The 17,081-nt window shown below is 58.9% G+C and carries 14 protein-coding genes; 1 reads left to right on the top strand and 13 read right to left on the bottom strand.

The window, feature by feature from the left end:
• Positions 1-52: 52 nt before the first annotated feature.
• Positions 53-1,348 (bottom strand): isochorismate synthase MenF, encoded by a 1,296-nt coding sequence (gene menF / locus RTE01_RS05340; RefSeq protein ID WP_134527163.1) that lies wholly within the window; start codon positions 1,346-1,348, stop codon positions 53-55.
• Positions 1,349-1,477: 129 nt separating this feature from the next.
• Positions 1,478-1,954 carry a GNAT family N-acetyltransferase gene (locus RTE01_RS05335; protein ID WP_076945788.1) on the bottom strand — a complete coding sequence of 159 codons (477 nt, stop codon included), beginning with the start codon at positions 1,952-1,954 and terminating at the stop codon, positions 1,478-1,480.
• 142 nt (positions 1,955-2,096) lie between these two features.
• On the opposite strand from RTE01_RS05335, the gene rnz reads away from it, so the two are divergent.
• On the top strand, positions 2,097-3,017 hold the full coding sequence (rnz, locus tag RTE01_RS05330) for a ribonuclease Z (protein ID WP_141334767.1): 921 nt from the start codon (positions 2,097-2,099) through the stop codon (positions 3,015-3,017).
• A gap of 79 nt (positions 3,018-3,096) precedes the next feature.
• Here rnz and nuoN read toward each other — a convergent pair whose 3' ends face one another.
• The 11 genes from nuoN to nuoC form a co-directional block, all read right to left on the bottom strand.
• Positions 3,097-4,554, bottom strand: a complete 1,458-nt coding sequence (gene nuoN / locus RTE01_RS05325; RefSeq protein WP_041146555.1) for an NADH-quinone oxidoreductase subunit NuoN — start codon at positions 4,552-4,554, stop codon at positions 3,097-3,099.
• 6 nt (positions 4,555-4,560) lie between these two features.
• The gene (gene nuoM / locus RTE01_RS05320; protein ID WP_041146556.1) at positions 4,561-6,090 is read right to left on the bottom strand and encodes an NADH-quinone oxidoreductase subunit M; all 1,530 of its coding nucleotides are present in this window, start codon (positions 6,088-6,090) and stop codon (positions 4,561-4,563) included.
• A 250-nt stretch (positions 6,091-6,340) separates the two neighbouring features.
• Positions 6,341-8,182: an NADH-quinone oxidoreductase subunit L gene (gene nuoL / locus RTE01_RS05315; protein ID WP_134527166.1), complete on the bottom strand. Its 1,842-nt coding sequence runs from the start codon at positions 8,180-8,182 to the stop codon at positions 6,341-6,343.
• A complete protein-coding gene (gene nuoK / locus RTE01_RS05310) occupies positions 8,179-8,481 on the bottom strand; it encodes an NADH-quinone oxidoreductase subunit NuoK (RefSeq protein WP_002913148.1) in 303 nt (100 codons plus the stop codon). Before nuoK ends, nuoL begins: the two co-directional genes overlap by 4 nt.
• Complete coding sequence (nuoJ, locus tag RTE01_RS05305) at positions 8,478-9,032, bottom strand: NADH-quinone oxidoreductase subunit J (protein WP_041146558.1); 555 nt, start codon at positions 9,030-9,032, stop codon at positions 8,478-8,480. Before nuoJ ends, nuoK begins: the two co-directional genes overlap by 4 nt.
• A 10-nt stretch (positions 9,033-9,042) precedes the next feature.
• Complete coding sequence (gene nuoI / locus RTE01_RS05300; protein WP_015365590.1) at positions 9,043-9,585, bottom strand: NADH-quinone oxidoreductase subunit NuoI; 543 nt, start codon at positions 9,583-9,585, stop codon at positions 9,043-9,045.
• A 14-nt stretch (positions 9,586-9,599) separates the two neighbouring features.
• Positions 9,600-10,577 carry an NADH-quinone oxidoreductase subunit NuoH gene (gene nuoH, locus RTE01_RS05295; protein WP_041146559.1) on the bottom strand — a complete coding sequence of 326 codons (978 nt, stop codon included), beginning with the start codon at positions 10,575-10,577 and terminating at the stop codon, positions 9,600-9,602.
• Complete coding sequence (gene nuoG / locus RTE01_RS05290) at positions 10,574-13,300, bottom strand: NADH-quinone oxidoreductase subunit NuoG (RefSeq protein WP_141334765.1); 2,727 nt, start codon at positions 13,298-13,300, stop codon at positions 10,574-10,576. Before nuoG ends, nuoH begins: the two co-directional genes overlap by 4 nt.
• 83 nt (positions 13,301-13,383) lie before the next feature.
• Entirely contained in the window at positions 13,384-14,721 is a 1,338-nt protein-coding gene (gene nuoF, locus RTE01_RS05285) for an NADH-quinone oxidoreductase subunit NuoF (RefSeq protein ID WP_041146561.1), read from the bottom strand.
• Positions 14,718-15,218, bottom strand: a complete 501-nt coding sequence (gene nuoE / locus RTE01_RS05280) for an NADH-quinone oxidoreductase subunit NuoE (protein WP_134527169.1) — start codon at positions 15,216-15,218, stop codon at positions 14,718-14,720. Before nuoE ends, nuoF begins: the two co-directional genes overlap by 4 nt.
• Positions 15,219-15,220: 2 nt before the next feature.
• Entirely contained in the window at positions 15,221-17,029 is a 1,809-nt protein-coding gene (nuoC, locus tag RTE01_RS05275) for an NADH-quinone oxidoreductase subunit C/D (protein ID WP_041146563.1), read from the bottom strand.
• Positions 17,030-17,081 lie beyond the last annotated feature (52 nt).

The raw sequence follows: 17,081 nt of genomic DNA, 5'->3' as shown, positions 1-17,081 counted from the left end.
AGGCTAAGTATAGGTAATACAAAGTGATGGAGTATTGATATGCGTCGTTTATCTACATTTTTCTCAGCAGCAACGAACGCAGCCCCGCCGCTTTATTTTCAATTTCCTGCCACTCTTGCTCAGGATCGGAACCACTGACAATCCCGGCGCCGGCGTAGAGCCTGAGGGTGTCGTTCTCCACCTTCGCCGAGCGTAGCGCTACGCAGAATTCGCTTTGTGCCAGCGACAGATAGCCGGCGGAACCGGCGTACCATTCGCGGATAAAGGGTTCATTCTGAGTGATAAAGTCCAGCGCCGCCCGCCTGGGTAGCCCGGCGACCGCCGCCGTAGGCTGCAGCTGGTGCAGGCAGCGGGTATCGTCGGGTGCGTTTAGCGCCGTCCAGATGCAGCGCCGCAGATGCTGTACGTTACGCAGGCGCACCACCTGCGGCGGCAGCACCTCCAGCATCTGCACTTCATCCTGCATACGCTGGCAAATATCCTCCACCACCAGCATGTTTTCCCGCTGGTTTTTATCGTCGTGCATTAGCCAGTCGGCCAGCGCCTGCGCCTGGCGATCGTCAGCATGGCCGGCGACGGTCCCCGCCAGCGCCTCGGTACGCAGCAGCGTGCCGCGCCGACGCCACAGCCGCTCCGGCGTTGAGCCGAAAAACGCCTGCTGCGGGTTAAAGGCCATCAGGAAATGGAAGCAGTTAAAGTTGCTGCGGCGGCTGGCGGCCATAATCGACCAGGCATCTAAGGGCGCGGCAAAGCGCAGGTCCGTGGCGCGTGCCAGGACGACCTTTTCCATCTCTGCGGCCGCAATGGCCCGGGTAGCCTGCAGGATAAGCTCACGCCAGCGCGGATATTCCGGGACATGCCGTTCGCTGAGTAGCTCAGGTATCGCCGCGGGCCGCGCCTGCTCCGCCGTCAAGGAGTGCAGAAACTCACGCGCCGCATGAGCATCTTCGCGCAGCGAAGCGTCGCTGCACAGCACCAGCCGCAACGACGCCGCGCCCCCCACCCGACGCCACTCCAGCCGCGGCAGCACCAGCGCCCCGACCTGCGGACTGAACGCATTCAGGCCGCAAATACGCAGGTCCTGATGCTGCTGATGCTGTAAAAAACGCTGCGCTTCGGCCAGCGAAGAGAACGTTTTCACCGCCCCGAGCGCGGCAAGCTCTTCGTCGCCGCTGCGCTGCTGCCAGTAAAACTGCGGCCACTGAGGCTGATGCCCGCACCACAGCAGGGGATCAAACGCGTCGTGGAGAGGAAACGAAACATCGAAAATTCGCGTGCCGGACGATGCGGGAAACTCATCGTTCAGACAGCCGCGTAAGCTTTCCAGCGCAGCGGAAACAGACAGCACGCAAACCTCCAGAGGATAAAAACCCCACATTATACGGGGTCCAGGCAAGAAATAGCAGTACCCACGATGAGGGAGCGGCTTTTAGCTGCCTGCCCGTCCGTCATTTCAGGAAGTCGTGATAGTCGGCGGCTACCTGGGCAGGAGCGGGTCCGCTACGGCCTCGCGGGCCATGCCGATATGCGCGATCCCGTCTTCGTCGTAAACGTCGGTCACCGCCTGGAAGCCGAAGCTGGCGTAGAAGGACTGTAGATGCGCCTGAGCGCCGAGATAGATAGCCTTCTGCGGCCACAGGCGGGTGCAGCTGGCGAGCGCCTTCTCCATCAGCTGATAGCCGAGCTTCTCCCCTCGTACCGTCGGGCTGACGATAACCCGGCCAATAACCACCGGTTCGAAATCCTCTGCGCTTTTCAGGATCCGCGCATAGGCCACCAGCTCATCGCCGCGCCAGCCGAGAAGATGACGGTTTTCACCGATCAGATCGTCGCCGTCAACGTCCTGATAGGGGCAGTTTTGCTCGACGACAAAGACTTCACAGCGCAGCTTTAGCAGCGCATAGAGCTGCGGGACGGTCAGCTCGCTATGGTGGAGATCCTGCCATATCATCATCTATTATTCCTTTATTGAAGTGGGCCCTGCATCATTCCGGCGGCAGGCGAGCGGCTGAAGGCAACAGGCTCAACCAGCGCGCGCAACCTGAAGGATGACGGGTATACTCTGTTTTTGACTCACGCCCTAAGGACACAGGACGATGGAATTAACTTTTTTGGGGACATCCGCTGGCGTGCCGACCCGTACGCGTAATATGACGTCTATCGTGCTGAATTTGCAACAGCCAACGGCGGCGGAGGTCTGGCTGTTCGACTGCGGAGAAGGCACCCAGCATCAGTTTCTGCATACCGCCCTGCACCCCGGCAAGCTGAATAAAATTTTTATTACCCATCTTCACGGCGACCATCTGTTTGGCCTCCCCGGCCTGCTGTGCAGCCGCTCGATGCAGGGCAACTCGCTGCCGCTGACCCTCTACGGGCCAAAAGGGCTGCGGGAGTTTGTCGAAGTGGCGCTGCGCCTCAGCGGCTCGTGGACCGATTATCCGCTGGATGTTGTCGAAATTGGCCCCGGTCTTATCCTGGACGATGCCGGATATCGGGTCACGGCCTGGCCGCTAAACCATCCGGTGGAGTGCTACGGCTACCGCATTGAAGAGCACGACAAGCCCGGCACCCTGGACGCGGCCCGCCTTATCGCCGACGGCGTTCCCTCCGGGCCGCTGTTTCAGCAGCTCAAACAGGGGCTGAGCGTCGAGCTTGCCGACGGGCGCATCGTTGACGGCCGCCGCTATCTTGGCCCGACGACGCCGGGGAAAAAGCTGGCCATCTTTGGCGATACGGCGCCCTGTGCGGCGGCGCTTGAGCTGGCGCAGGGCGTGGACGTCATGATTCATGAAACCACCCTCGAACAGGCGATGGCCGAGAAGGCGAACGCTCGCGGACACTCCTCCAGCCAGCAGGCGGCGGCGCTGGCGCGCGATGCCGGGGTCGGCACCTTTATCGCCACCCACTTCAGCTCGCGCTACGACCTGCAGGGCTGTCAGCGCCTGCTGGCGGAGTGCCGGGAGATCTTCCCGCAGACCCTGCTGGCGGAGGATTTTATGGTCTATCCCATCCGCTAAACGGGCTAGCCCGGCTTAACGACGCGCATAAAAAAACCGCCGATCGTAGACCGGCGGTTTTTTTGCAGCCGTAGCCGCTTTACATCAGCGGCGTTGCCAGCTGTACGATGCTAATCAGCGGCTGCGGCCAGACGCCGAGTACCAGCACCAGCAGAGCCGAGATCAGTACCACGATACCGCCGGCGCTGTACTGCCAGTTAGACGGTGCATCGCGGTTCAGTTTCTCCGGCGCGCTCAGATAGAGGCTCACCGCGACGCGCAGGTAGTAGTAAAGACCAATCGCCGAACCCACCACCACGGCGCCAACCAGCCACCACAGGTGCGCGTGCACGCCGACCGCCAGCACGTAGAACTTACCGATGAAGCCCAGCGTCATCGGAATACCAGCCAGCGACAGCATCATCACCGTCATCACCGCAGACAGAATCGGACGGTGCCAGAACAGGCCGCGATAGGAGTACAGCGAGTCGGCATCCGGGCCGCGGTACGGGCTGGACATCAGGCTCACCACGCCGAAGGCGCCGAGGCTGCTGAACAGGTAGCCGGCCAGATAGACACCGACGGCTTCCATCGACATTTCGCCGCTCTGCAGGGCGATCAGCGCCACCAGCAGATAGCCGAGATGCGAGATCGAAGAGTAGCCGAGCAGGCGCTTGATGTTGGTCTGGCTGAGCGCCATCAGGTTACCGAAGATGATGGACGCAAAGGCTATCAGACCCAGCACGATGCGCACCGCTTCGCTGTTGCCTACCGGCATGTACAGGAACAGACGCATCACCACGCCGAAGATAGCAATCTTGCTGGCGGTGGCCAGGAAGGTTGATACCGGCGCCGGCGCGCCCTGATAAACGTCCGGCGTCCACAGGTGGAACGGCACCAGCGACAGCTTAAAGCCCAGACCCACAATCATCAGACCCAGACCCGCCAGCAGCAGCGGCTCGTGCAGGGTGTTATCCGCCAGGCTCTTACCGAGGGCCAGGAAGGAGAGATTGCCGGAGTTCGCGTACACCAGCGCCATACCGAACAGCAGGAAAGAAGAGGCTGCGGCGGAGAGGATGGTGTATTTGATACTGGCTTCCAGAGACCGTTTCTGGCGGAAAGCGTAGCCGATGAGGCCGAACAGCGGCAGCGAAATCAATTCGATACCGAGGAACAGCGCCGCCAGATGGTTTGCACCCGCCAGCAAAATGCCACCCAGCGCGGCGATGAGCACCAGCAGGTAGAACTCTTCTTTGTTGTCCTTGTAACCCTCAAGCCACGGATAGGCAAAAGTACAGGTCGCCAGGCTCGCCAGCAGCACCAGTCCGGTGTAGAGCATGGCGTAGCCGTCAACGCGGATCATCGGCGTGACGTCCATCGCGCCGTTCTGACCGACAAACCAAAGCGATATCAGCGCGGCGTTAAGCCCGAGAACCGACAGCGTGGCATTAAGGAAATGATTGCGTCGCCACGCAATGGAGAGCATCACAACCACCACCGTCAAGCCGACGATCAGCAGCGGTAGCAGTGCGATCAGTTGTTGTGGAGTTATTGTCATGGCGAATTACGGCCTTGTAGTAGAAACAGAATTAACAAACCACTGCTGAATGTTGCTCATCGCAGCATGTGAGGTGTCCAGAATCGGCTGCGGGAAGAAGCCCAGCAGCACCAGCAGAACCACCAGCAGCAGAACAATCGACAGCTCGCGCAGCGACATTCCCGGCAGCTCTTTCGCCGCAATCTCGCTCTTCGCTTTACCGAAGTAGGCACGATGCAGCATCGCCAGCGAGTAGACGGAAGCGAACACCAGACCAAAGGTGGAGATCACGGTAATCACCGGCACCACTTTATAGCTGCCGAACAGGATCATGAACTCACCGACAAAGTTACCGGTACCCGGCATCCCGAGGGTCGCCACGGCGAAGAACATCGACAGCGCCGGCAGCCACTTAATTTTGCTCCACAGACCGCCCATCTGACGCATATCACGCGTGTGCAGGCGCTCGTAGAGCTGGCCGCAAAGGATAAACAGACCGGCAGCGGAGAGGCCGTGCGCAATCATCTGAATCACCGCACCCTGATAGGCCAGCTGGCTGCCGGTATAGATGGCAATCAGCACGAAGCCCATATGAGAAACCGAGGTATAGGCAATCAGGCGTTTGATATCGTACTGGCAGAAGGCCATCCACGCGCCGTAGAAAATACCGATGATGCCCAGCCACATAGCGATGGGCGCAAATTCGGCAGAGGCGTTCGGGAACAGCGGCAGCGCAAAACGCAGCAGACCGTAGGCCGCGGTTTTCAGCAGGATCCCCGCGAGGTCAACGGAACCGGCGGTCGGCGCCTGGGAGTGCGCGTCCGGCAGCCAGCCGTGCAGCGGTACCACCGGCATTTTCACCGCGAAGGCGATGAAGAAGCCCAGCATCAGCACGTATTCCACGCCGTGGGACATCGGCGTCTTCAGCAGATCTTCATAGTTGAAGGTCCACACGCCGGTGGCGTTGAAGTGCACGAACGCCAGCGCCAGGATGGCAATCAGCATCACCAGCCCGCTCGCCTGGGTATAGATGAAGAACTTGGTGGCCGCCGTGATACGCGTTTTACCGTCGGAAGCCTTGTGGCCCCACAGCGCGATCAGGAAGTACATCGGCACCAGCATCATCTCCCAGAAGAAGAAGAACAGGAACATGTCGATGGCAAGGAACACGCCGATAACGCCGCCCAGGATCCACATCAGGTTGAGGTGGAAGAAGCCCTGATACTTTTCGATCTCGCGCCATGAACAGAGTACGGCCAGTACGCCGAGCAGGCCGGTCAGCACCACCATCAGCAGCGACAGACCGTCGATAGCCAGATGAATGCTAATACCGAAGCGAGGGATCCACGGCATGACAAATTCCGACTGCCATTGGGGAATACCCGCAGCCTGTGTCAGAGAATAGCCGCCCTGCAGCCACAGCTGCAGTGAGAGAACCAGCGTCAGTCCCATGGTAATCAGCGCAATCCAGCGCGGCATCTTCACGCCAAAGCGTTCGGTCTGCCAGCACAGGAACCCGCCGATAAAGGGGATTAGTATTAACCAGGGTAATAACATAGCTGAGTATGTCCCTTATATTTACTCCTGCTCAGGCTATCTCGCTCGTCAGCCCGAATTCCGGCAGTGCTCGCACTCCTCGCGCACTTTCGTACGCTGCGGTTGCTCTGCGCTGGCGGTCTCCGGTCTGACTTCGCCGATGACGCCTGTACCTCAGGAACAGATTTTCAACGAATTCTAAAATTCTTTTAGGGTTTGTCGGCCGGATAAGCGCAGCGCCATCCGGCAATCGCTCACCCAGCCAACAAACTCAACGCAGTACCATCAGCAGCGCCAGCACGACAACCGCACCGATGCTCATTGACGCGACATACCAGCGTAAATAGCCGTTCTCGCTTAACAGCAGGCCTTTACCTGCAAAGCGGGAGAGGATAGCCGGAATGTTCATCATCGAGTTCAGCGGATCGCTTTTCAGCAGCCACGCCACGCCGAGGAACGGTTTCACGAACACCTTGTCGTACAGCCAGTCGAAGCCCCAGGCGTTGTACCACCAGGTGCCGAGCAGGCGGCCAGGGGCGCTGTTGGCGATGGAGGTCACCAGCGTGCGTTTACCCAGCCACAGCCATGCGGCGATGAGGATACCGGCAATAGCCACAATCCCGGAGACGATTTCCAGCGTCATTACGCGGCCGTGCTCAAGCTCGGTGGTCTGCGGCAGTACGCCCTGCAGCGGTGGCACAATCATGGCGCCAACGAAGGTGGAGAGAACCAGCAGAATAATCAGCGGCAGGTGATGGGTAATCCCCTTGCCTGCGTGAGCGTGAATCTGCTCTTTGCCGTGGAACACGATGAAGATCATGCGGAAGGTATACAGCGAGGTCATAAACGCGCCGACCAGGCCGGCAACCATCAGATTGAGATGACCGTTAGCCATCGCGCCGGCGAGGATCTCATCCTTACTGAAGAAGCCTGCGGTGATGAGCGGCAGTGCGGACAGCGCCGCGCCCCCCACCAGGAAGCAGACGTACACCAGAGGAATCGATTTACGCAGGCCGCCCATTTTGAAGATGTTCTGCTCGTGATGGCAGGCAAGGATCACCGAACCAGAGGAGAGGAACAGCAGCGCTTTGAAGAACGCGTGGGTCATCAGATGGAAAATCGCCGCGTCCCATGCCTGAACGCCCAGCGCCAGGAACATGTAGCCAATCTGACTCATCGTCGAGTAGGCCAGCACGCGCTTGATGTCGGTTTGTACCAGCGCGGCAAAACCTGCCAGCACCAGCGTCACCGCACCGATGATTCCCACCAGATGCAGAATTTCCGGCGTCATCAGGAACAGGCCGTGCGTACGCGCAATCAGATACACGCCCGCGGTAACCATGGTTGCGGCGTGGATCAGCGCGGAGACCGGGGTCGGGCCCGCCATCGCGTCCGCAAGCCAGGTCTGCAGCGGCAGCTGCGCGGATTTACCCACCGCGCCGCCAAGCAGCATCAGGGTCGCCCACGTCAGCATGTTGTTGCCGGCTTCGAAGTGCTGAGGCGCCAGCTCGACCATTTCGCGGAAGTTCAGGGTTCCCAGCTCGTTGTAGAGAATGAACAGCGCAAAGGCGAGGAACACGTCGCCGACGCGGGTCACCACAAACGCTTTCATCGCCGCAGCGCCGTTCTTCGGATCGCTATAGTAGAAACCGATCAGCAGATAGGAGCACAGGCCCACGCCTTCCCAGCCGAGGTACATCAGCAGCAGGTTATCGGCGAGCACCAGAACCACCATGCTGGCGATAAACAGGTTGGTATAGGCGAAGAAGCGGGAGTAGCCCTCTTCCCCGCGCATGTACCAGGAGGCGAACATGTGGATCAGGAAACCGACGCCGGTAACCACAGAGAGCATGGTCAGGGAGAGACCGTCCAGCACCAGGTTAAAGCCGATGTTGAAATCGCCCACCGACATCCACGTCCACAGCGGAACGCTGATCGCCTGCCTGCCGTTAGCAAAGAAGTCCATCCCAACGAAGGCCGTAACCAGCGCGGCCAGGCCTACCGACCCCATTCCCACGGTGGCGGAGAGGTTTTCCGACCAGCGCCCGCGGGAAAAGGCCAGCAGCACAAAGCCAATCAATGGCAAAAGAATGGTTAAGGAAAGCATGTTCATCCACGCAACTCACTTACTGAATCGATGTTCAGGTTCTGGCGGCGACGATGGAGCTGCAGCAGCAGCGCCAGACCGATACTCGCTTCCGCAGCCGCAAGGCTGATCGCGAGAATATACATTATCTGACCATCGGCCTGACCCCAGTAGCTTCCGGCAACCACGAAGGCCAACGCCGCGGCGTTGATCATGATCTCCAGGCTAATCAGCATAAACAGCAGATTGCGGCGAATCACCAGACCCGTCAGACCGAGAACAAACAGGATCGCGGCGAGGATCAGTCCATGTGTTAAGGGGATCATGCGTGCTCCTCCGTTTTTCTTTTGTCGCTATCGTTCTGGCGGTTGCTCAGCACTTCACCGACGCGCTCTTCGCGGCCGATATGGAAGGCAACAACCAGACCGGCCAGCAGCAGCATGGAGGCCAGCTCCACCGCCAGTACGTACGGGCCAAACAGCGCAATACCAACTTCTTTCGCGCTTATCGCGGTGCCTTCAATGCCCTGATCGTTAAGACCGAGGATGGCATAAACGATAACCACCAGCAGCACCGCGGAGAGGATGGCCGGGCCGATCCAGATCCCCGGCTGCAGCCACTTACGTTCCTGCTCAATTTCGCTGCCGCCAAGGTTAAGCATCATCACCACGAAGACGAACAGCACCATGATGGCCCCGGCGTAAACGATGATCTCCAGCGCCCCGGCGAAGTACGCGCCCAGCGAGAAGAACACGCCAGCAATCGCTAACAGCGAAATAATCAGGTACAGCAGCGCGTGCACCGGATTGGTGTGGGTGATCACCCGCAGGGTTGCGAGGATGGCGACAAGGCCACAGATATAAAAAGCGAATTCCATTGCCCTCTCCTTACGGTAACAGGCTCTTGACGTCGATAGGCTTAGCTTCGTTCTCTGCTTCGCCCTTATCTTTGCCGTCGATTGCCATACCCGCCATCCGGTAGAAGTTATATTCCGGGTATTTACCCGGACCGGAAATCAGCAGATCCTCTTTTTCGTACACCAGATCCTGACGCTTGTATTCACCCAGTTCGAAGTCCGGGGTCAACTGAATCGCCGTGGTTGGGCACGCTTCTTCACACAGACCGCAGAAAATGCAGCGTGAGAAGTTGATGCGGAAAAACTCTGGGTACCAGCGGCCGTCTTTGGTCTCTGCTTTTTGCAAAGAGATACAGCCTACCGGACACGCTACCGCACACAGGTTACAGGCAACGCAGCGCTCTTCGCCGTCCGGATCGCGCGTCAGCACGATGCGGCCACGATAGCGCGGCGGCAGATATACCGGCTCTTCCGGATACATCTGGGTTTCACGTTTGGCGAAGGCGTGCATCCCGATCATGCAGATACTGCGGACCTGGGTGCCGAACCCCACCAATAATTCTTTTAAGGTCATGGTCAATTCACCCCTTATTGCGCCTGCCAGAGAATGACAGCCGCCGTTACCAACAAGTTGATCAGCGTTAATGGCAGGCATACCTTCCAGCCAAAGGACATTACCTGGTCATAACGTGGACGCGGTAATGATGCGCGGATCAAAATGAACATCATCATGAAGAACGCGGTTTTCAGTGCGAACCAGATGAACGGAGGTAAGAATGGGCCATTCCAGCCACCGAAGAACAGCGTCACGATCAGCGCCGATACGGTGACAATCCCGATATATTCACCGACGAAGAACAGACCGAACTTCATGCCGGAATATTCAATGTGGTAGCCATCGGCCAGTTCCTGCTCGGCTTCCGGTTGGTCGAAGGGGTGACGGTGACACACGGCCACGCCCGCAATCGCAAAGGTAACAAAGCCAAAGAACTGCGGGATAACGTTCCACAGATGCGCCTGGTTGTTGACGATATCGCCCATATTGAACGATCCCGCCTGCGCCACCACGCCCATCAGCGAGAGGCCGAGGAACACTTCGTAGCTCAGCGTCTGCGCGGAGGCGCGCATCGCGCCCAGCAGCGAGTATTTGTTATTACTCGACCAGCCGGCAAACAGCACCGCGTAGACCGCCAGGCCTGCCATCATCAGGAAGAACAGGATGCCGATGTTCAGGTCGGCCACCACCCACGACGGGCTGACCGGCACAATAGCAAAGGCCAGCAGCAGCGAGGTAAAGGCAATAACCGGTGCCAGAGTAAAGATCACGCGATCGGTAAAGCGCGGAACCCAGTCCTCTTTAAAGAACATTTTGATCATGTCGGCAACCAGCTGCAGCGAACCGCCCCAGCCGACGCGGTTAGGTCCGTAGCGGTTCTGGAACAGCCCGAGCAGACGACGTTCGCCGAAGCTCATGAATGCGCCACAGGTGACAACCACCAGCAAAATGACCACCGCCTTCAGGATGCTTAACAGAATGTCGATGAGATCCGGAGTTAACCAACTCATGCTTTTGCCTCCTGCAGAGTATCAATACGCGCTCCGGTCAGAACCGGCGCAATGCCAGGCATGCCCATCGGTAGGCCAACCTGCCCTGCCGTCAGGCCCGCAGAGATAATCAGCGGCAGGCTAAGCAGATGACCCTCAACGCTGAAGGAGACCATCGCCCCCGCGTTGACGCCAAGCTTCGCCGCATCTTCCGGGTTAAGCTTGAGATACGGCTGCGGCATGCGGCTCTGGAACACAGGCGAGCGCTGCGACAGCTCATCGCTGCCGAACAGATGGTAGTACGGCGCAATCCGCCATTTCCCTTCTTCGGCCTGGAAGCTTGCCGGCACCGCGGTGAAGTAATCCAGACCCTCGGCGGAAGCCTCAATCAGGCGCACGCCCGGATCGCCGTGGCGCAGCTTACCGCCCACTTCATCCTGGAATTTGTTCCACGCCTGCGGGGAGTTCCAGCCCGGCGCCCACGCAAACGGAATTTGCGAACGCGGCGCGGACGGCTGGTTGTTCCCTTCCATCGAGAAGGCAAACATGGTGTCTTTGTCCTGCGGCTGGCGCGGCTCATGCACGCTGATATTGGCGCGCATCGCCGTGCGGCCGCTGTAACGATGCGGTTCACGGGCCAGCTTCTGACCGCGAATGCGGAAGCTCGCGTCCGGCGCGGCATCTTTAATGCCTGCCAGCTGCGGCAGCTTAGCCACTACCGCGTCAATGACGTGGTCCAGCTGCGTCCAGTCAACCTGACGGTTGTCGACGGTGCTGTGCAGCGAATGCAGCCAGCGCCAGCTCTCCAGCATCACGGTATTCGCATCGTAGTAGGCCGGGTCATAAACCTGGAAGAAACGCTGGGCGCGGCCTTCGTTGTTGACCACCGTGCCGTCGCTTTCTGCAAAGCTTGCCGCAGAGAGCACCAGATGCGCTTTTTCCATGATCGCGGTGCGCTGATGGTCAACGACCATCACCAGCGGCGCTTTGGCCAGCGCAGCGTCTACGCGCGCGGCGGAAGCGTGACGATGCAGATCGTTTTCCAGCACGATAACCGCATCGGCAGCGCCGGTTTCCAGCTCGCTCAACGCCTCTTCCAGCGAACCGCCGCCGATCATACCCAGACCGACGCTGTTCACCGCGCGGGCAACCATGGTCACGCCGACGTCTGCGCCGCGACCTTTCAGCGCCTTAGCGACGTTCGCCGCGGCCTGAATAATCTCGATGCTGCCGGCGTTGGTTCCGGAGACGATCAGCGGTTTCTTCGCCCCGGCCAGCGCCTGGACGATCACGTCAATTTTGCCCTGCAGATCTTTGCTCAGGCCTTCCACCGCCGGCGAGGCTTCATCCAGTGCGTGCGCAATGGCAAAGCCCAGCCGCGCCTGATCTTCAACCGGCGCGCGGTAGGTCCACGCGGCGACGTCGTCCAGACGGGTGTCGTCGATATTGGTGACAAACAGCGGATGCTTCGCACGCTGGCCGATATTAAGGATCGCGGCAATCTGCCAGTCGGCGACTTTCTGCGCCGCGGCCATTTCACGCGCTTTACCTTTCACCGCCTGGCGTACGGCCAGCGCAATGCGGGCGCCGGTTTGGGTAATATCTTCACCCAGCACCAGTACCGCATCGTAGGATTCAATGTCGCGCAGCGCCGGGGTATGAATACCGCCGTCGCGCAGCACCGTCAGCATCATCTGCAGACGTTCCTGCTCGGCTTTAGCGATGCCGGTATAGAAGTTCTCGGCGCCGACCAGCTCGCGCAGCGCAAAGTTGCTTTCGAGGCTGGCGCGCGGGGATCCGATGCCGATCGCTTTTTTCGACTGACGCAGAATATCCGCCGCACCCTGCATGGCCTGCTCGGCGTTGAGGGCGATCAGATCGTCGCCGCGGCGCTGAACCGGCTGACGCGGACGGTCTTTCAGGTTCACGTAGCCATAGCCGAAACGACCGCGGTCGCAGAGGAAGTAGCGGTTGACGGTGCCGTTATAGCGGTTTTCGATACGACGCAGCTCGCCGTAACGCTCACCCGGGCTGATGTTGCAACCGATGGAACACTGCTGGCAGATGCTTGGCGCAAACTGCATATCCCATTTACGGTTGTAGCGCTCGGAGTGCGTTTTATCGGTGAATACGCCGGTCGGGCAGACTTCAACCAGGTTGCCGGAGAATTCGCTCTCCAGTACGCCGTCTTCCGGGCGACCGAAGTAGACGTTGTCGTGAGCGCCATAAACGCCCAGATCGGTGCCGTCAGCGTAGTCTTTGTAGTAGCGTACGCAGCGGTAGCAGGCGATGCAGCGGTTCATTTCGTGCGAGATGAACGGCCCCAGATCCTGATTGCGGTGGGTGCGCTTGGTAAAGCGGTAGCGACGGAAGCTATGACCGGTCATCACGGTCATATCCTGCAGGTGGCAGTTACCGCCCTCTTCGCAGACCGGACAGTCGTGCGGATGGTTGGTCATCAGCCACTCAACCACGCTTTCGCGGAACTGTTTCGCTTCAGCGTCGTCGATAGAAATAAAGGAACCATCGGATGCCGGTGTCATACAGGACATCACCAGGCGACCACGCGTGTCTTCCGCGTTTTGATATTGCTTCACCGCACACTGGCGGCAAGCGCCGACGCTGCCGAGCGCCGGGTGCCAGCAAAAGTATGGAATATCAAGACCGAGAGAGAGACAAGCCTCTAGCAGGTTGTCCGCTCCGTTGACCTCGTATTCTTTGCCGTCTACATGAATCGTAGCCATTAGCATGCTTCCAAATTAAAAAAATCGTTACCACTTCCTCACTCAGCTGCCGCCCTGGCGCCGGCTGAACGAGTCGGTGGGAATCACCAGCGCGTCTTAAGCAGGTTCGGCTGAATCCCGTTGATTGCATGGGTATTACTGAACTGCTGCTTAATGCCTGCTTCGAATTCGTCGCGGAAATATTTAATGGCGCTTTGCAGCGGTTCGACCGCGCCTGGCGCATGCGCGCAGAAGGTTTTACCCGGCCCAAGAAATCGACACAGTTGCTCAAGTGTCTCGATATCACCCGGCTGGCCTTCGCCGCGCTCAATGGCGCGCAGGATCTTCACGCTCCACGGCAGGCCATCACGACAGGGCGTACACCAGCCGCAGGACTCACGGGCGAAGAACTCTTCAAGGTTACGCACCAGCGAAACCATGCCGATCTCGTGGTCGACGGCCATCGCCAGCGCGGTACCCAGACGGCTGCCCGCCTTGCCAATACTTTCGAACTCCATTGGCAGGTCGAGATGCGCTTCGGTCAGGAAGTCAGTCCCTGCGCCACCCGGCTGCCAGGCTTTAAACTTCAGGCCATCACGCATACCGCCGGCATAGTCTTCGAGGATTTCACGCGCGGTGGTACCGAACGGCAGCTCCCACAGGCCCGGGTTCTTCACCCGACCGGAGAAGCCCATCAGCTTGGTACCCGCATCTTTGCTCTTAGAGATGTTCTGGTACCATTCGACGCCGTTGGCCAGAATGGCCGGGACGTTACACAGGGTTTCGACGTTGTTGACGCAGGTCGGCTTACCCCACACGCCGGAGCTCGCCGGGAACGGCGGCTTGGAGCGCGGGTTGGCGCGACGACCTTCGAGGGAGTTAATCAGCGCGGTCTCTTCGCCGCAGATGTAACGCCCTGCCCCGGTGTGCACGAACAGTTCGAAATCGAAACCGGTGCCGAGAATGTTTTTGCCCAGCAGGCCGGCTTCGGTCGCTTCGGCAATGGCGCGGCGCAAATGGACCGCCGCTTCAATATATTCGCCGCGCAGGAAGATGTAGCCGCGGTACGCTTTCAGCGCAAACGCGGAGATCAGCATGCCTTCCACCAGCAGGTGCGGCAGCTGCTCCATCAGCAGGCGGTCTTTATAGGTGCCCGGCTCCATCTCATCGGCATTACACAGCAGGTAACGGATGTTCATGGATTCGTCTTTCGGCATCAGGCTCCACTTCAGACCGGTGGAGAAGCCCGCGCCGCCGCGCCCTTTCAGGCCGGCGTCTTTTACCTGGTTGACGATCTCATCCGGCGCCAGGCCCAGCAGCGCCTTACGGGCACCCTCGTAGCCGTTTTTGCTCTGATACTCATCCAGCCATACCGGCTGTTTGTCATCGCGCAGGCGCCAGGTTAGCGGATGCGTTTCGGGAGTTCGGATAACGTTTTTCATTTATACCGCTCCAGCAAATCAGGAATTCCTTCCGGCGTCAGATGACTGTGGGTGTCTTCATCAATCATCATGCTTGGGCCTTTATCACAGTTACCCAGACAGCAGGTCGGTAACAGGGTAAAACGGCCATCAAACGTTGTCTGACCCGGCTTGATATTCAGCTTTTGCTCAAGTGCTGCCTGAATCCCCTGATAGCCGGTGATATGACACACCACGCTGTCGCAGTAGCGAATGACGTGACGGCCAACCGGCTGACGGAAGATCTGGCTGTAGAAGGTCGCAACGCCTTCGACATCGCTTGCCGGGATCTCCAGTACGTCGGCGATCGCATAGATCGCGCCATCCGGCACCCAGCCACGCTGTTTCTGAACGATCTTCAGCGCTTCGATGGACGCCGCACGCGGGTCTTCGTAGTGGTGCTTCTCGTGCTCAATTGCCTCACGCTCTACCGCACTCAGCTCAAAAGCCTCGGTTTGTGGTTGTTGATTCTCGTGCATAATTAGCGGTCCACGTCTGACATAACAAAATCGATACTACCCAGATATACGATAAGATCGGATACCAGGCTGCCGCGAATCGCCGCCGGAATCTGCTGCAGGTGCGCATAGCTCGGCGTGCGGATACGGGTGCGATAGCTCATGGTGCTGCCGTCGCTGGTCAGGTAGTAACTGTTAATACCCTTCGTCGCTTCAACCATCTGGAAGGATTCGTTGGCCGGCATAACCGGGCCCCAGGAAACCTGCAGGAAGTGGGTGATCAGGGTTTCGATATGCTGCAGCGTGCGCTCTTTCGGCGGCGGCGTGGTCAGCGGATGATCCGCCTTGAACGGCCCTTCCGGCATATTATCGAGACACTGCTGAAGGATGCGCAGGCTCTGGCGCAGCTCTTCGACTTTTAACATCACGCGAGTGTAGCAGTCGGAGATGCCGCCGCCGGTCGGGATTTCAAAGTCGAAGTTTTCATAGCCTGAATACGGACGCCATTTACGCACGTCGAAGCCAATGCCGGTCGCGCGCAGGCCAGCACCGGTGGTGCCCCACTCCAGCGCTTCTTTCGCATTGTAAGCGGCCACCCCTTTCGAACGGCCAATCAGAATGCTGTTACGCAGCGCGGCCTTTTCGTAGGAATCCAGACGCTTTGGCATCCACTCAAGGAATTCACGCAGCAGGCGATCCCAGCCGCGCGGCAGGTCATGCGCGACGCCGCCGATGCGGAACCACGCAGGGTGCATACGGAAACCGGTGATGGCTTCTACCAGATCGTAGATTTTCTGGCGATCGGTAAAGGCAAAGAACACCGGCGTCATGGCGCCAACGTCCTGAATAAAGGTGGAGATGTACAGCAGGTGGCTGTTGATGCGGAACAGCTCGGAGAGCATCACGCGAATCACGTTGACGCGATCCGGCACGGTAATACCCGCCAGCTTTTCTACCGCCAGCACGTACGGCATCTCATTGACGCAGCCGCCGAGATATTCGATACGGTCGGTGTAAGGAATGTAGCTGTGCCACGACTGGCGCTCGCCCATTTTTTCAGCACCGCGGTGGTGGTAGCCGATATCCGGAACGCAGTCGACGATCTCTTCGCCATCCAGCTGCAGAACGATACGGAAAGCACCGTGCGCGGAGGGGTGGTTCGGGCCGAGGTTAAGGAACATAAAGTCCTCATTTTCGGTCCCGCGCTTCATGCCCCACTCTTCCGGCTTGAAGGTCAGCGCTTCCATTTCCAAATCCTGTTTCGCTTTCGTCAGCTCAAACGGGTCGAATTCGGTGGCGCGTGCCGGATAGTCTTTACGCAGCGGGTGGCCTTCCCAGGTCGGCGGCATCATGATGCGCGTCAGGTGCGGGTGGCCTTCGATATCAATGCCAAACATTTCCCACGTTTCACGCTCATACCAGTTGGCGTTAGGGAACAGTTTGGTCAATGTCGGAACGCGCAGATCGTTTTCGGATAATGCTACCTTGAGCATAATATCGCGATTGCGTTCAATAGAAATCAGGTGATAGAAAACGGAAAAATCCGCGGCGGGTAGCCCGTCACGGTGGGTGCGCAGACGTTCGTCCATGCCGTGCAGATCGAACAGCATGATGTAAGGTTTTGGCAATCTCTTCAGGAAATCGGCCACCTCAAGCAGCTGCTCGCGCTTCACCCAAACTACCGGTACGCCGGTACGGGTTGGCTGAACGGTAAAGGCATCCGGGCCAAAACGATTGCGCAGTTCGCCGATCACCGGGTCATCAAGGTGATCGCGGGTTTGCCAGGCTGGTGCGGCGTCATGCGCGTTTAAATCGGTCATATTGTTCACCATTGCAAAAGGTCCGTGGTGACTGCCGGGCGACGCTTCGCGCTGTTGTAGATTG

It is taken from the genome of Klebsiella terrigena, assembly GCF_006539725.1.
GTDB classification, from domain to species: Bacteria; Pseudomonadota; Gammaproteobacteria; order Enterobacterales; family Enterobacteriaceae; genus Klebsiella; species Klebsiella terrigena.
The sequence above is the reverse complement of the archived record's forward strand: the minus strand, read 5'-3'. Positions and strand labels throughout refer to the sequence as shown.

What these genes read in the sequence shown, in the direction of transcription:
- nuoJ (WP_041146558.1), bottom strand. Translation starts at nt 9,032, where the DNA reads ATGGAATTCGCTTTTTATATCTGTGGCCTTGTCGCCATCCTCGCAACC.
- nuoF (WP_041146561.1), bottom strand. Translation starts at nt 14,721, where the DNA reads ATGAAAAACGTTATCCGAACTCCCGAAACGCATCCGCTAACCTGGCGC.
- nuoL (WP_134527166.1), bottom strand. Translation starts at nt 8,182, where the DNA reads ATGAACATGCTTTCCTTAACCATTCTTTTGCCATTGATTGGCTTTGTG.
- nuoH (WP_041146559.1), bottom strand. Translation starts at nt 10,577, where the DNA reads ATGAGTTGGTTAACTCCGGATCTCATCGACATTCTGTTAAGCATCCTG.
- nuoE (WP_134527169.1), bottom strand. Translation starts at nt 15,218, where the DNA reads ATGCACGAGAATCAACAACCACAAACCGAGGCTTTTGAGCTGAGTGCG.
- RTE01_RS05335 (WP_076945788.1), bottom strand. Translation starts at nt 1,954, where the DNA reads ATGATGATATGGCAGGATCTCCACCATAGCGAGCTGACCGTCCCGCAG.
- nuoM (WP_041146556.1), bottom strand. Translation starts at nt 6,090, where the DNA reads ATGTTATTACCCTGGTTAATACTAATCCCCTTTATCGGCGGGTTCCTG.
- nuoC (WP_041146563.1), bottom strand. Translation starts at nt 17,029, where the DNA reads ATGGTGAACAATATGACCGATTTAAACGCGCATGACGCCGCACCAGCC.
- nuoI (WP_015365590.1), bottom strand. Translation starts at nt 9,585, where the DNA reads ATGACCTTAAAAGAATTATTGGTGGGGTTCGGCACCCAGGTCCGCAGT.
- nuoK (WP_002913148.1), bottom strand. Translation starts at nt 8,481, where the DNA reads ATGATCCCCTTAACACATGGACTGATCCTCGCCGCGATCCTGTTTGTT.
- rnz (WP_141334767.1), top strand. Translation starts at nt 2,097, where the DNA reads ATGGAATTAACTTTTTTGGGGACATCCGCTGGCGTGCCGACCCGTACG.
- nuoN (WP_041146555.1), bottom strand. Translation starts at nt 4,554, where the DNA reads ATGACAATAACTCCACAACAACTGATCGCACTGCTACCGCTGCTGATC.
- nuoG (WP_141334765.1), bottom strand. Translation starts at nt 13,300, where the DNA reads ATGGCTACGATTCATGTAGACGGCAAAGAATACGAGGTCAACGGAGCG.